Below are 14,038 nucleotides of genomic sequence, written 5' to 3'. Positions count from 1 at the left end.
GACTAGCGGGTGAAGCCGGTGTCGCGTTCCTCGAAGTCGCCTTTCTCCAGGAAGAACAGCTCGGCCGCACTGGGGTCGTATTCCTCGTATTCCTCACCCGGCAGCTTGACGCGGGTTTCCGGCGCCAGCGGGGTGACCAGATGCGGCGTGACCACCATGATCAGCTCCCGATCCTGCCGCTCGTAGCTGGTGGAGCGAAAGAACGTGCCCAGGATCGGGATGTCACCGAGCCACGGCACCTTGTCAACGTTCGCGGCCAGATCCTGATCCACCAGGCCACTGATGATGAAGCTTTCGCCATCGCCCAGCTCCACCATGGTGTCGGTACGACGCACGCGTACACCGGGCACCTGAACGCCCTGTACGGTGACGCCGGCGGTGAAATCCAGTTCGCTGACTTCGGGCGCTACCTTGAGCGCGATGCGTTCGTTCTCCAGCACCGTGGGCGTCAGGCTCAGGCGAATACCGAATTCCTTGAATTCAACCGTCACGCTGCCGTTGCCGCCACCCGACTGCACCACCGGGATCGGAAACTCGCCGCCGGCCAGGAAGGTGGCGGTCTGGCCGCTCATGGCCACCAGCGACGGCTCCGCGAGCGTGCGCATCAACCCGCGGCGCTCGAGAATGCTGACGAAGCTGAAGAAATCGCCGTCGCCGTCGGCAAACAGCAGGTTGAATGCGTCGCCGATCGGCTGGAAACCGGTACTGCTGAGCAGGTTGACGTTGCCGCCCAGGTTTTCCGCGCCCGCCGACGCTCCCGGCGGCGACGCGCGAAGCACATTCTCGCCCGGCGCGTTGTTGAGGAAATTGAAGCCGAGCCGGCGGATCGCGGAGCGGCTGACCTCCGCGATGCGGATATCGGTCTGAACCTGGGTACGGACGTGATCACGCTTGCCGTCGAGCAGAACATCCGGCAGATCGCCGGAGCCGACCACCACTGAATAGCGCATGGGCGTATCACCGCCCTTGGGCCATACCAGCAGCGTGGTATCACCGCGCTTCTTGCCGGTCAGCATCATCTCCCGCACGCCCAGAACGTTGACGCCGGCAATTTCCGGGTCTCCCAGGGCAACCCGGTCGATGCGCTGTTCGGTCTTGACGACTTCCTGATTGCCGACGCCTACCTGCACGATCTCGGCATGGGCCAGACCGGCGCCGAACAGTCCGATTACGGCGATGACGAGTCTCTGCATTGGCTTCATTGTTGATTCGTCCCTTGTCCGCCGCTACCGATAAGGCTTGGTGATGCGCTTGGAATCGGTGCCCTCGTAGACCTCGATCACGCTATAGGCCGGTCTGCGTGGAGCCTGCGACGACCCCGTATCACGCCGCTCGCGCTTGATCGCAGCCAGCTCCGACAACGTGATCACCTTGTCGCTGTCTTCCGCCGCCTCTTCCGCATCGCCGGAGCCCTGGTCGTCACCATTGGCGTCGGCCGTCGCCGTCGAATCAGGCGCCAGCGCCTCGGGCATGGCGTCACCATTGCCCGTCGTGCCCGATTGTCCATCGTTCGCGGTATCCGAGGATGCCACCAGCGTGGGCACGGGCTCTTCGCCCCGCAGCGACAGCCGCAACTCGCCCAGACTGGCGCCGAGCATGACGCGGGTCGTCTGCTTCTCGGGTACTGCCACCACCGCGGTGCGTTCCCGGCGCTGCTGCGTGTTCTCGCCATCGTCCGACTCGGGGTCCGCGTTGATCACGCGCTCTTCATAGGCCAGCACGCGCACATCCTCGAGCAGCACGCGGGCCTGGGAGTTTTCGACCTCCCGGCCAGAGGAACGGATATAGAGCAGGACATCGACCTTGTCACCGGGCTTGATGAAGCCGCCCACCGCGATGACATCCGAGATTTCCAGCGACATCGCCTGCGACCCGGCCGGGATGGCCTGCGCCAGCGTATTGGCAGCAGCGAAGCTGTCGTCGGTGACCGGAGAACCCATCGGTACCGACCGCAGCGGCGAACGCCCCACCACCTCGTTGACATCGGAATAGTACTGGGCCGGTTCCACCGAAATCGGCACCAGGGCAACGCTTTCCGCGCTGATCGGCTGATAGGGCGGAATGCGGCTGGTGGCAACCACCGCCAGCACCTGATTTTCGCCGACTTGCGGCGGCGCGGGTTCGGCGGGTTCGCCGGCCGGCGCAAAGCCGGCGCCGAAGCGATAGGCCACGAAGCCGAGAATCACGGCCGCAAGGACCAGAAACCCGGCGAATGCCTTCAGCGCGGTGCTACTCATGAAGTGTCTCCCCTGGACAGCGACAAGAATACGCCGCCAGGCCGTCGAGTGAAAACCTAAAGCGAAACTTCGGCCGTTCCGGTCAGAACGCCGCCGCCCGGCACAGGGGGTATCGGCCCGAATGGCGGCAAGTTTATCTGGGGCAGGAGGGGGGACGAATTGGCGGTCACGTTCATCGTGACCGTGACACGAAGAATCCCGTCACCGCTGACGGTGGCGCCACAACCGATCGGCGCATCACCATCATCCGCATTGCAGACAAGGGAATCCCTCGACGTGCCATCGAGTATGGAATCGGGCAGCCAGTCCAGGCTGCTGAACAGGGAGGATGCGACCGTGTCACCAATCAGCGCGTCGTAATCACTCTGGCTCAGGCCGACCGGATTCGTTGATGTGGCGGCGTTGGCCGCCTGCTGCGCCGCGTTGGTAACCGCGGACTGAAGCATGAACACGTAACCGTAGTAGCTCATGCCGATCAGCAGTATCAGCAGCATGGGCAGCACGAACGCGAATTCGATGAGCGCCGCCCCGCCCTGTCGTTTTCCCGGTACGCGCTCAGGAGGCCGGGACAAAACCCACTCCACGAATGGCATCCGGAAGCGGAACCAGCGGAATCTGCAGCGGGAAGTCCTTGACGACAGTGACCACGCACCCCGGTAGCGGCACGTTCCGGCTGGTGACATTCACCCCCGGCGACTCGAGAAGACCTACATCCGGGAGGATCTGGTTAACGCGAGCGTCAGCCAGTGACGCACCCGCCGCACAAAAGCCGGCCAGATCAAGCTGGCCGGCCGCATCACGAAAGGCCTCCGAATTCACCTGAACCATGGCATCGGCGCCCCGCTGGGCGCCGAATGCCATGGCTTGCTGACTCACAAAAACAAGGCCGTATAAGATTATGCTTGCAATAAGCAACATTAGGGGCAGAAGAACAAAGGCAAATTCGACCAGTGCAGCCCCAGAGGCTGAGCGCTTACCACCAGCAATTCGAATTACACCCATAGCCCATTTCCAAAAAGGAATCAGCAGTAGCTCATCGCCCAAAACTCTACAGGCGCAAGCGACGTGCGCTTCTAAGTGTCAGCCGTTAGGTACCACCGCCACCGGCGGTATCCAGCGCGTTCACAACATCCGTATTGAAGAAAGTTTGCAGCTCCCCAGTCAGAAGCAGTCCACTGACAAGTACCGCGACCGCAATCGCAGCAATAATAAGCGCGTATTCGATCAACGTGGCGCCGCCTTGCCTGCGGTCATTGCCCACGCGCACCTCGAACAACTCCATCATCAAACGAAGATAAGTCAACATCGTCAGTCCTCCTGTTATTTAGACCGTGGGTGGTCTGGTCTACCCCACCCGCTCAGTTTAACCAATCGTTGTCGGTAGCGCCGCGACAAGCACGCGCCCCCAACCGGACACCATTCATCGACGTTATCGACCGGCTGGCAGTTACCTTAAGGTGCTCGCGGGTCTGACCCGACATACGTCAACGATCCACCCTACGGCCCCCGTGGCAAATTCGGAAACCCGTCCGCGGCCAGGTCAATCCCGATGGCCCAGCAGGTATGGTAAAAACCTCCCCGGCCAAGTGGAATGGCATTCGGCTACTCCATGAATAACCAGCCTCAAACCCTCTCATTGATCAGGTAGATCGATGGCCACGTACGCAATCGGCGACATCCACGGAGCCCATGAGCCGCTCACTCGGCTGCTTGAGCGCATCGCGTTCGAACCGCGCCGGGACTCGTTGTGGTTCGTCGGCGACCTGGTCAATCGCGGCCCCGATTCCTTGGCGACTCTACGCTTCGTCCGCAGTCTCGGCGACTCGGCAATCACGGTGCTGGGGAATCACGACTTGAGCCTATTGTCGCTTTGCCAGCAGCCGGATGCAGAGGACAGGCTCCACCCCTCGCTGCAGCCAATCCTGCATGCGCCAGACCGGGAACCGCTACTGGAATGGCTGCGGCATCGGCCGCTGTTTCATCATGAAGCGAGGCTGGGCTGGTCGATGGTCCACGCCGGGCTGCTACCGGCCTGGGATGCCGCACGGGCGGGCGAGCTGGCGCGGGAAGTGGAGGCGGCGCTCAGGGAGCCGGACTACAAGGCATTCCTGGCCAACCTGTTCGGCAACGAGCCGGATGCCTGGCAGGACGATCTGCGTGGATACGATCGCCTGCGGGTGATCGTCAACGCCATGACACGCATGCGTTTCTGCCGTGAAGACGGGCGCATGGATCTCGGGTACAAGAAGACCATTGCCGAGGCACCGGCCGGTCTGATGCCCTGGTTCCAGCTGCCACAACGGGCCAGCGCCGGCCAGCGCGTGGTGTTCGGCCACTGGTCCGCCCTCGGGCAGGTGGCCTGGCCCGAATACGATGTCTGGGGGATCGATACGGGCTGCGCCTGGGGCAAGAAGCTGACCGCATTGCGGCTGGATACGCCGGCGCCCGAAATCATCCAGGTGGACTGCGGCCGGGAAAGCACGACGCGGTAGGTTTTGATGGCGGGTTGAAACCCGCCCCATCTCGGGATCGGGCGGTGGGCCGCCGGGCATCCCAGTCTTCGTAGGGCGTGATTCATCGCGCCTGCCGGGGTTCGGTGCCGGCCTTGCTGGCGGGTTGAAACCCGCCCTACACCGGGATCGCCCGGTGGGCCGCTGGGCATCCCGGTTTTCGTAGGACGTGATTCATCGCGCCTGCCGGGGTTCGGTGCCGGCCTTGCTGGCGGGTTGAAACCCGCCCTACACCGGGATCGGGCGGTGGGCCGCTGGGCATCCCGGTTTTCGTAGGGCGTGATTCATCGCGCCTGCCAGGGTTCGGTGCCGGCCTTGCTGGCGGGTTGAAACCCGCCCTACACCGGGATCGGGCGGTGGGCCGCCGGGCATCCCGGTTTTCGTAGGGCGTGATTCATCGCGCCTGCCAGGGTTCGGTGCCGGCCTTGCTGGCGGGTTGAAACCCGCCCTACCTCGGGATCGGGCAATGGGCTGCCCTGCATCCCAGTCTTCGTAGGGCGCAATTCATTGCGCCTGCCAGGGTTCGGTGCCGGCCTTGCTGGCGGGTTGAAACCCGCCCTACACCGGGATCGGGCGGTGGATGGCTAACCGCTGCACGGAAAATGGGGCCGGCGGCATCTCGCCAGCCCCGCGATTTACAACATGCCTACACGCGATCAATGCGCGGAGGACTGGCTCTCGTCGATATCCTCCAGCCGGGTGTAACCCCCCTCCGGCTTGGGATAATCCATGAAGAAGTAGGCCAGTGCCGGCAGCACGAGGATGGCGCCGATCATGTTGGCGGTGAAGATGAACAGCAGCAGGATGCCCATGTCGATCTGGAACTGCAGATCGGAAAACAGCCAGGTGGCCACACCCGCGCCCAGGGCGATGCCGGTGAATACCACCGCCTTGCCGGTCTTCTGCATGGTGCGGAAATAAGCGTCCTGCAGGCTCAGGCCGAAGTCGCGCACGCCCTCCTGGAACACGCTGTAGACGTAAACGCCGTAGTCCACGCCGATGCCCACCGCCAGGGCCAGAATCGGCAACGTGGCGACCTTCAGGCCGATGCCGGCCAGGGTCATCACGCCATAGCCCATCAGCGACACCAGCGACAGCGGCGCCACGATGCAGATCAGCGCCGCCAGACTGCGGAAGGCCAGCAGCATCAGAATGACGATGACGAGGTAGACCCAGAGCAGGACCTCGATCTCCTTGTCCTTGATCACTTCGTTGGTGGCCGCCATCACGCCGACGTTGCCGGAGGCCAGCGTGAAGTTGACCGCCGTGTCGCGATTCTCCGCCTCGTCGCGGAATTTCTTCACCGCCGCGACGATGTTCTCGATCGTCTCCGCCTTGTGGTCGGCGGTGAACATGATCACCGGCATCACGCTGCAGTCCGGCAACAGCAGGCCGGTGCTGGAAGGGATGGGGGTGATCGCCTGCGACAGCACATAGCGGTTGCGCGGCAGGATCTTGAACTTCAGCCAGCCCTCGTTGAAGCCCATGTTGACCTGCTTGGCGATCTGGCCGAGCGAGACCGTGGACTGCACGCCGGCAGTGTTCTGCATGCGCCAGGCAAAGCGGTCGATCTCTTCCATCACGTCGTAGCGAATGCAGGCCTCGGGGTCGGTCTCGGCCATCACCTTCAACTGGTCGGTACCGATCGAGAAATTGTTGACGATGGCGGCGTTGTCCTGGTTGTAGCGGGAATCCGGCCGCAGCTCGGGCACACCCTCGCTGAACGAGCCGATCTGTAGCTGGTCATGCTTCCACACCGACCAGCCGAGCAGCACGCCGCAGGCCAGCAGGATTGGCACCGCCACGCCCGGGCGAGTGGTATAGGAGATGATCCGCCACAGGCCGTCGTAGAGGTGATCGCGACGGAGCTGCTTTTCCTTGAACGACTGCGGATTGCGGATGTTCACCCAGGTGAGCCAGATGGGCACCATCACCTTGTTGGTGATGATGATGGCGAACATGCCGAACGCGGCGTTGAGCGCCATCTCCTGAATGATGTCGATCGGGATCAGCAGGATGGTCAGGAAGCCCGCCAGGTCGGTAACGAGGGCGGTTGTGCCCGGGATGAACAGCCGCCGGAAGGTGATCAGCGAGGCATCGAAATTGCTCCGCCCCGCATCGGCCATCTCATGGACCCAGGCGTTGACGTACTGCACCCCGTGGGACACCGATACCGCCAATACCAGGAACGGCACCAGAATGGCGAACGGATCCAGCCCGTAGCCGGCGAGCGTGAGCAGCCCGAACTCCCACACGACGCAGATAACCGATGCGACGAGCACCACCGCGGCCAGTTTCGACGACCCCAGGTACCCCCAGAGCAGCAGCGCCGTCATGATCAGGGTGATGCCGAAGAAGATGAACACCTGCAGCGAGGCGTCGACGATATCCCCCACAACCTTGGCAAAGCCGATCACGTGGACCTTGATGCCCTCGGTCTCGTACTCCTGCCGTATCTGCTCGAGGCGGTGCGCCACTTCGACGTAGTCGAGTTCCTCGCCAGTCTTCGGGTCGATATCCAGCAGCTGTGCCTGCACCAGCGCGCCACGTTCATCCTCGGAGACCAGCCGACCGATCACGCCGGCCTTGCCAACGTTGGTCTGCACCAGGTCGAACATCTCCTCGGTGGGCTCGTAACTGGCGGGCACCACGTTACCGCCGGACAGGCCGCCCTCCACCACCTCGATGTAGCGCACGTTCGGGGTGAAGATGGACTGCACCCGCGCCCGGTTGACGCCGGGCAGGAAGAACACCTCGTCGGTGACCTTCTTGAGCTTGCCGAGGAAATCCTCGTTGTAGATGGTGCCCTCTTCCTGCATCAGGGCGACCAGGATGATGTTGGCGCCGCCAAGATCATCACGGTATTTCATGAAAGCATCCATGTAGGGATGCTCGAGGGGGATGGATTTCAGATAGCCCGCATCGATGCGGGTCTGCGAGGCCAGCACGCCCAGCCCCACGGTCATCAGGAGCAGGACGATCATGCTGATCATCGGCTTGGCGTAGATCAGCGGTTCGATCACACGCAGGATTCGCTTCTGGGCACTCATTGAAAACTCCGGTTGCGCCGCTCAGCCGCGGATCAGCGGTTGCGCTTGTAGAGGAAGGCGCCGTTCTCGCCGACGAACAGCAGATCGCCGTTGGCGGTCTCGACCACGTCGGTGAGCCCCCCTTCACGGGGGTTGGGCAGCTGGCGGGTCTTCGGCCCGCGATCGTCACTGAGCCACATGCGCCCGTTCACGCCCACCAGGACATACCCGCCGTCCGCGGTCTGGGTGCCGCCGAACAGACTCAGGACCGACTTGTCGTTGTCCACCACGTCCCAGTCGGATTCGGCTGCCTTTTCCTCCGCCGCCTTGCGCTCGGCCTCGGCCAGCGCCTCCTCCTCGGCTTCGGTACCCTCTTCCTCGTTGCCCTTTTCCATGCTCGGCGGCAGCTTGAACTGGTAGCCGAGATCCGTATCCGGCGGCAGCACCGGCAGGCTGGCCACGTCGTCCGTCACGAATGCATGACCGCGCAGACCGAACAGCAGCAGCCCCTGCGGCCCGAGTTGCCGGATGCCGAAGAAGGTGCCGCTGTAGGGCGCCTCGATCAGATCCCAGGTCTCGCCGCCATCGGTGGACTTGGACAGCAGGCCGGTTTCGCCGGCAATCACCAGCGTGCCGTCGTCCAGGGCGACGATGCTGTTGAGATGCCAGCCACCCATGGACAACTGCGGCTCGTACTCCGTCCAGGTCTCGCCGCCGTCCTGGGTCTTGTAGAACAGGTCATAGGCACCGATGGCGAACCCGGTCTGCGCATCGGTAAAGAGCACATCCAGAAACGGGGTTTCCAGCGACGGCTCGAAATTCTGCAGTGTCCAGGTCTCGCCGCCGTCGTTCGTGGCGAGAATGGTCGCGGCATGGCCAACCGCCCAGCCCCGCTTGTCGTCGACGAAATCGACCGCGGTGAGCGTGGCCCGGACCGGGACCTCAGCCTGGGTCCAGTTGATCCCATCCTCGGAGGTCAGGGCGTGGCCGCGCACGCCCACGGCCACGAAGCCATCACCACGGCGCTCGACATCCAGCAGGAGTTCGTAGGGCGCCAGGGGCGCCATCTCCGCCGGCTTGGCCTCCGGCGCTTCGGATGCTTCTTCATCCTGGGCCATCGCGACGTGACCACTGGCCGCAGCCAGCAGCAGACCGCACAGGGCCAGGCACTGACGCCGCTTCGATACGGGGGGGCCGGATCTGCTCATATCACAGGACTCTTGTTGATCGAACGCGGGGTACCGGCGCGGCGCCGGCACCCTGCTAGAAGCGGTAGCGAAGACCGATCTGAAAGAAATCGCGATCGGCCAGGTAATTGTATTTATCGGCACCCTCAAAGAAGGTGACGCCGGCGGTGATGCTCCAGCGCTGCTGAACACGCATCTCCACGTTCAGCACATACATCTTCCGGTTCTCGATGAAGTTCTCGCCGGGTCCGGGCGCGGTGCCGCTGACGTCGTGCTTGATGATGAAGATCGGTTCGAAGGAGATGCCCGGGAACACGTTCTCGTAGCGGACGATGCCGATGATGACATAGCCCCAGGCGAACTTGTCGGCAAAACCGTCCCGCTGCTGGGTGGGGTTGAAGCGCAGCTGGAACGGTCCGCAGAGACGGGTGTTGCCCTGGCGCTCGGCCGAGGTGCCCTGCACCACGCCTTCCGGGCAGGCCGGCGCACCGGTGCCATCATTGCCCACGCTGGCATGGTTGAAGGTGCCCGGTCCCTCGATCTGCAACTCGTCCCGGCTCGGGAGGCCCGGCACATGGGTGGCGCCGGTCTCGAACAGCAGGATGATCTGATTGGCCTTGATCCAGTTGCCCGGGCCGATGACGTAGGTGGCGCCGAGGTTGTACTGCAGCACGTCCATGCGCTCGTAGCCCTGGATGTACTGCCCCGGCTGCACCGTATCCATGCCGCGGTAGCGGGTCAGGTAATCGGGAAAGGCATTGCGGCGCCCCGGCGGGTCCGACAACAGCGTTTCGTCGGCCACGCCGCTGAGCCCGGCCTCGAGATCATTCAGGTCAAGGCCCGCGTTGGCCAGCGAACCGGTCAGCTGATTGACGATGCCCTGGGCCGCGCCGGCATCGACCCCGAGGAGGTTGCCAACGGCACCCACCAGATCGCCGCCATTGGCCAGCGTATCTGCAAGATCGCCGGCCAGCGGCGGTAGACCGATGGCATAGCGGTCGTCAAAGGTCGCCGCATCACAGGAACCACTGTTGTCGTTGAAGGCCCCCGCCGCACACCCGAGCGGCGCGGCAGGCTGCAGTGCCGCAAAGGCCACATCGATATCATCTACCTGCAGCGGCAGGTCGGGACGGTAGGCGACCTCACCCTGAACCGAAATATCCCCGAAGCTGGTGTTGAAGCTGATGCCATACATGTTGATGTCTTCCGGGTACTCGAGCAGTACCGAGAAGCTGTCCAGTGGATAGACCTCGGCACAGGGGCCGGATCCGGGCGCGGCATCTGCCGGACATGGGTCGCCGTTGGGTTGGGTCGCCCCCGGCAACTGATCCTGGTTCAGGCCGTTGAGCACTTCTCCCAGCACCGTGGTCGCCAGACCGCCCGGCCCACCGCCGGTGGAGTTGCCGACCGCGCCCAGGAAGTGGGCGACGTCGGCGTTGGGGCAATCCGCGAGCAGGTTGGCGGTATCGGTAACGGTGTCGCCGGTTGGTGCGGACTGCAGACAGGACTCGTCACCGGCGAATGCGGAGGCATAGGGCAGACGGCTGTGGTAATTCAGATAATAGAATCGCAGCTCGGTGCCGTTGTTGAAATCGGGCAGATAGGTGGTGAAGGCGGCACCGTACTGTCCGCCGCTCGGCGCATCACGCTCATTCACCGGCACCTGGCCGCTGACATCGGTAACCGCCGTGAGCAGTTGCTGTTCCGCCCGAAGGTTGCCGTCGGGGTCATCCGGTGCCTGACCGAAGCCGGGATTGATGTTGTTGTCGTTGGCGCCCAGCGTCACGTCGATGAATGACAGAAAGCCGCCGCGTGGCGGAATCTCGACTTTCTCCCAATCATACTGGTAGAAAACCTCGAAACTGGTGTTGAGCGTCAGAGGTCCCCCGATCTTGATCGCGCCAACCGGCTCGAACACCGTCGCCAGACTCAGGAATGCCGGCCGGAACAGCGCATTCACGTTGGGCGGGTTGATGGTGTTCAGCGAGTTGACCACCAGCAGGGTCGACTCACCCCAGTTGATGGTCTGTTCGCCCACGGTGACCTTCAGGTCGCCGATATCGGTGCCGAACATGCCGGCGGTGGGCAGGTAGCCGCTCACGTAGGCATCCAGCAGATCAAAGTCCTGCCCGAGATACTCGTTGTACTTGTCGCCGGCCGGCCGTAGCGTCGGGGTGCCGGTGGACGGAAAGCCGTACTCGCCGCTGGCGCGTCGGGCATCGTCGCGGGCACGATCTTCCGGTGTATAGAAGTTGGGAAAGTCCTGCTCGCGATCGTAATTGACGAAGTCGTGGAACGCGTTGTAACGAGCGAACACGATGACATCGCTGAACGGGCCGATGTTCTCGCGGAAGCTGAGTTCGAAATCCTGGTTGACCTGGAACGGAGCCTGGGTGATGTCGTACTGATCGAAGTTTAGGGTGCCGTCGTCATGGTTGATGCTGGCAACACCGGGCGCATCCAGCCCCAACTGGTTGACGAAGTTGCCCTCGGCTTCCAGGCCGAGCTGGACCCGGCCGGGCACGTCGCCGGGTGCGGTCGACAGGTGTGGCTGACATAGCGAGCGACAAACGCTGGGGTTGAAGTTGGCCACGCCGACGATGTCCGAGCTGGGCTTGGTAAGCCGCACCTGGGCGCCGAGCGAAAAGCTCGTATTTATGGAGGCGTCGATGCCGCCGAAGTAATCCCAATCATAAGTGGCCGCCTGGCTGTCCGGTGCATATAGCGCCGCCCCCAAGGTGGCGGCCAGCACTACGCCCGCCGCGCCGAATCCCTTACCCTGCATGAGGTCTCCTCCCTAAATACCCCGGGCCCAACCGGGCCTAAAATTGTTGTTCGTCAGCCGGCCGCGTCAGACCTGGCTGAAGATTGTGCAGGCGTTCACCCTTGGACCGGTCAGGCGCCGAAGACGGTGACCGACCCTTGTATCGCGCAACATCGTCGTGCGCCCTTCTATGCGCTTGATAGCAAACCCTACCCGCCAAGACAAGACGACTATCCGGAAACACGGCGTACCCAACCTTCCGTCGGGGCCTGCCGGTGGCCGCATGAACCGGCCATGACAGGGTTTGAGCGTCCGACGCCGTCACTCGTGTCGGCGGCGTCGGGCACTTGTCGAGGCACGCATCCATTGCCGGGTTACCGCGTGGTTCGCCGCTTGAGTGTCTGCGGCGAGAAGTGGCGGTCTTCGTAGGTCACCGAGAAGTCGTTGGGTTGACCTTCGTTGGTCATCGCGGTGGAGAAGTACAGCCCCGACTGCAGGTCGTAGATCAGTTCGGGCGCCCCACCCACGAACTGGCCCGTGGGCAGATGCACGTTGGCCGCTTCCTGGAACTTCCACAGTTCGTCACGGTTGTCGTAGGCGTCCACCGCCACGATGTTCCAGCCGTCTTCGTCGATGTAGAAGGTCCGGCGCTTGAACTGGTGGCTGGTGCCGTCTCTGAGGGTGGCGTCCACCACCCACACGCGGTGCAGTTCGTAGCGCATCAGGTCCTGGTTGATGTATTTGTCACCCAGCAGGTCGGCTTCGTATTCCAGGTCGGGCTGGTTGATGGCGTAGTTGTTGTAGGGGATGAGCATTTCTTTCTTGCCCACCAGTTTGTAGTCGTAACGGTCCATGGCGCCGTTGTACATGTCGACCTGGTCGTAGAATTGCTGGCCGTCGGTGCCCTCGTAGGGGTTGTCGTAGGCGACGTTGGGGGCACGGCGAACACGGCGAAGCCCGGTGTTGTACAGCCAGGCGGAGCGGTACCCGACGTGTTCCCAGGCCAGCAGGAAGCCGCCGGCGTTGCGCGGCGGGGCCAGGGTTTCGGACAGGTAGTAGATCATGATGTCGTCCTGGTCATCGATGATGACCCGGTCGTCATTGAGCAGGGTGTAGGGGAATTTGACTTCTTCGACCAGCTTGGTGATCTGGGTGTCGCCGTCCTGCTGGACGATGGCCTGGTCGTTGTTGCGGCGTACGTGTTCCCCGCGCCAGCGAAGCCGGTGGTTCCACATGACTTCGGTGCCGGTCTTGGGAATGGGGAAGGGAAAGCCGAGTTCGGCGTTGCGCAGGCAGTCGTTGCAGCCGTCCAGGGTGGTGGTGGTGGCGTTCTGCTTGGTGAATTCGTAGATGTTGTCGGGGTAGCCGACGTTCCGGTGCGTGGGGTACACCTGCATCTTGTAGTCGGGGTAGAGCTCGAACATGGCCTGGTGGCCTGCGGTGAGCTTGTCGGCATGCTCCTGGTAGTTGTCGGCGGTAATGGTCAGCCGCGGTTCTTCGGCCAGGATCTTGGCAATGGTGTCGGGGTAGTTCTCGGCGGTGACGTCTTCACCACTGAGCTTGCCTTTCTGCGGCCAGGGGTCCCAGGCGGGGATGGTGCCGGCGTCGTTGCCGGCCTTGGTCGCACCCACCGGGGTGAGTTCACCGCCCAGCTTGGATGCCTCGCTTTCGGGGACCTTGGCGAGACCGGCTGCGCTGTGCAGGCTGACGCCCGCAGCAGCAATCAAGGTGATGGACTGGATCAAACGGTTCATGGCTTTCACCTGTTTCATGAGGTACCCCGTTGCCTCAGCCTTGGCAGAGGCAACGGCGGCGAGTAAGAGCTTCGTTATCAACCCGCTTCCCGTCGTACCACGCTAGATGGGTTCAAAATCGGGCTTTTCGCGCACTGCGCAGTCCGGGCAGGCCCAGTCTTCCGGGATGTCCGCCCAGGCGGTGCCGGGCGGGAACCCTTCATCCGGGCACCCGGCCGCTTCATCGTAGAGATAGCCGCAATCCGTGCACCGGTACTGGCCGGCGCCCGACCTGGCCGGCGGCGCCGGGGTCTGGTGGGCATCCGGGTAGGGATCCGGATGTCCCGTATCCAGATCGGCATCCTGCCAGCGTGCGATCAGTTTCTCCCGCTTGCGCGGATGCAGATTCGCCTTCGAGACGTCGCCGTCATAATGGGCGGCAACCAGCGGATCGATCTGCCGGAACCACAGCGGGGTGAGGTAGGCCAGCACGATCATGGAGGCATAGCCCGAGGGCAGCTGCGGCGACTCGTCGAAGTGGCGCAGCGACTGGTAGCGCCGGGTGGGGTTGGCGTGAT

Annotated in this window: 11 protein-coding genes; 1 reads left to right on the top strand and 10 read right to left on the bottom strand. The window is 63.3% G+C overall.

Annotation, left to right across the window (positions count from 1 at the left end; genetic code table 11):
- Positions 1-2: 2 nt before the first annotated feature.
- From RM532_RS13885 to RM532_RS13865, 5 genes are all read right to left on the bottom strand, one after another.
- Positions 3-1,193, bottom strand: coding sequence for a type II and III secretion system protein family protein (locus tag RM532_RS13885; RefSeq protein ID WP_311653935.1), 1,191 nt, complete (start codon positions 1,191-1,193; stop codon positions 3-5).
- A 33-nt stretch (positions 1,194-1,226) separates the two neighbouring features.
- Positions 1,227-2,237 carry a Flp pilus assembly protein CpaB gene (gene cpaB / locus RM532_RS13880; protein WP_311653934.1) on the bottom strand — a complete coding sequence of 337 codons (1,011 nt, stop codon included), beginning with the start codon at positions 2,235-2,237 and terminating at the stop codon, positions 1,227-1,229.
- Between the two features lie 56 nt (positions 2,238-2,293).
- Complete coding sequence (locus RM532_RS13875; RefSeq protein ID WP_311653933.1) at positions 2,294-2,830, bottom strand: TadE family protein; 537 nt, start codon at positions 2,828-2,830, stop codon at positions 2,294-2,296.
- A complete protein-coding gene (locus tag RM532_RS13870) occupies positions 2,793-3,239 on the bottom strand; it encodes a TadE/TadG family type IV pilus assembly protein (RefSeq protein WP_311653932.1) in 447 nt (148 codons plus the stop codon). Before RM532_RS13870 ends, RM532_RS13875 begins: the two co-directional genes overlap by 38 nt.
- An 85-nt stretch (positions 3,240-3,324) precedes the next feature.
- Positions 3,325-3,543, bottom strand: a complete 219-nt coding sequence (locus RM532_RS13865; protein ID WP_311653931.1) for a Flp family type IVb pilin — start codon at positions 3,541-3,543, stop codon at positions 3,325-3,327.
- 346 nt (positions 3,544-3,889) lie between these two features.
- Between RM532_RS13865 and RM532_RS13860 the strand changes: the two genes are divergently transcribed.
- A complete protein-coding gene (locus RM532_RS13860; protein WP_311653930.1) occupies positions 3,890-4,729 on the top strand; it encodes a symmetrical bis(5'-nucleosyl)-tetraphosphatase in 840 nt (279 codons plus the stop codon).
- Positions 4,730-5,403: 674 nt separating this feature from the next.
- On the opposite strand, the gene RM532_RS13855 is transcribed toward RM532_RS13860, so the two are convergent.
- The 5 genes from RM532_RS13855 to RM532_RS15970 form a co-directional block, all read right to left on the bottom strand.
- On the bottom strand, positions 5,404-7,797 hold the full coding sequence (locus RM532_RS13855; RefSeq protein ID WP_311653929.1) for an efflux RND transporter permease subunit: 2,394 nt from the start codon (positions 7,795-7,797) through the stop codon (positions 5,404-5,406).
- Positions 7,798-7,829: 32 nt separating this feature from the next.
- The gene (locus tag RM532_RS13850; RefSeq protein ID WP_311653928.1) at positions 7,830-8,984 is read right to left on the bottom strand and encodes a WD40/YVTN/BNR-like repeat-containing protein; all 1,155 of its coding nucleotides are present in this window, start codon (positions 8,982-8,984) and stop codon (positions 7,830-7,832) included.
- Between the two features lie 55 nt (positions 8,985-9,039).
- Positions 9,040-11,748, bottom strand: coding sequence for a DUF1302 domain-containing protein (locus tag RM532_RS13845; protein WP_311653927.1), 2,709 nt, complete (start codon positions 11,746-11,748; stop codon positions 9,040-9,042).
- 353 nt (positions 11,749-12,101) lie between these two features.
- A complete protein-coding gene (locus RM532_RS13840) occupies positions 12,102-13,481 on the bottom strand; it encodes a DUF1329 domain-containing protein (RefSeq protein WP_311653926.1) in 1,380 nt (459 codons plus the stop codon).
- A gap of 102 nt (positions 13,482-13,583) precedes the next feature.
- A partial coding sequence (locus RM532_RS15970; protein WP_349255332.1) for a rubredoxin occupies positions 13,584-14,038 on the bottom strand: 455 nt, incomplete at its 5' end.

This window comes from Spectribacter hydrogenoxidans (genome assembly GCF_031846275.1).
In the GTDB taxonomy this organism is placed as follows: Bacteria; Pseudomonadota; Gammaproteobacteria; order Nevskiales; family Salinisphaeraceae; genus Spectribacter; species Spectribacter hydrogenoxidans.
Note: the sequence above shows the minus strand (reverse complement) of the source record. Positions and strands in the feature narration are given on the sequence as shown.

Excerpts from the sequence above, each read along its gene's own strand:
- RM532_RS13885 (WP_311653935.1), bottom strand. The coding sequence starts at position 1,193 with ATGCAGAGACTCGTCATCGCCGTAATCGGACTGTTCGGCGCCGGTCTG.
- cpaB (WP_311653934.1), bottom strand. The coding sequence starts at position 2,237 with ATGAGTAGCACCGCGCTGAAGGCATTCGCCGGGTTTCTGGTCCTTGCG.
- RM532_RS13875 (WP_311653933.1), bottom strand. The coding sequence starts at position 2,830 with ATGCCATTCGTGGAGTGGGTTTTGTCCCGGCCTCCTGAGCGCGTACCG.
- RM532_RS13870 (WP_311653932.1), bottom strand. The coding sequence starts at position 3,239 with ATGGGTGTAATTCGAATTGCTGGTGGTAAGCGCTCAGCCTCTGGGGCT.
- RM532_RS13865 (WP_311653931.1), bottom strand. The coding sequence starts at position 3,543 with ATGTTGACTTATCTTCGTTTGATGATGGAGTTGTTCGAGGTGCGCGTG.
- RM532_RS13860 (WP_311653930.1), top strand. The coding sequence starts at position 3,890 with ATGGCCACGTACGCAATCGGCGACATCCACGGAGCCCATGAGCCGCTC.
- RM532_RS13855 (WP_311653929.1), bottom strand. The coding sequence starts at position 7,797 with ATGAGTGCCCAGAAGCGAATCCTGCGTGTGATCGAACCGCTGATCTAC.
- RM532_RS13850 (WP_311653928.1), bottom strand. The coding sequence starts at position 8,984 with ATGAGCAGATCCGGCCCCCCCGTATCGAAGCGGCGTCAGTGCCTGGCC.
- RM532_RS13845 (WP_311653927.1), bottom strand. The coding sequence starts at position 11,748 with ATGCAGGGTAAGGGATTCGGCGCGGCGGGCGTAGTGCTGGCCGCCACC.
- RM532_RS13840 (WP_311653926.1), bottom strand. The coding sequence starts at position 13,481 with ATGAACCGTTTGATCCAGTCCATCACCTTGATTGCTGCTGCGGGCGTC.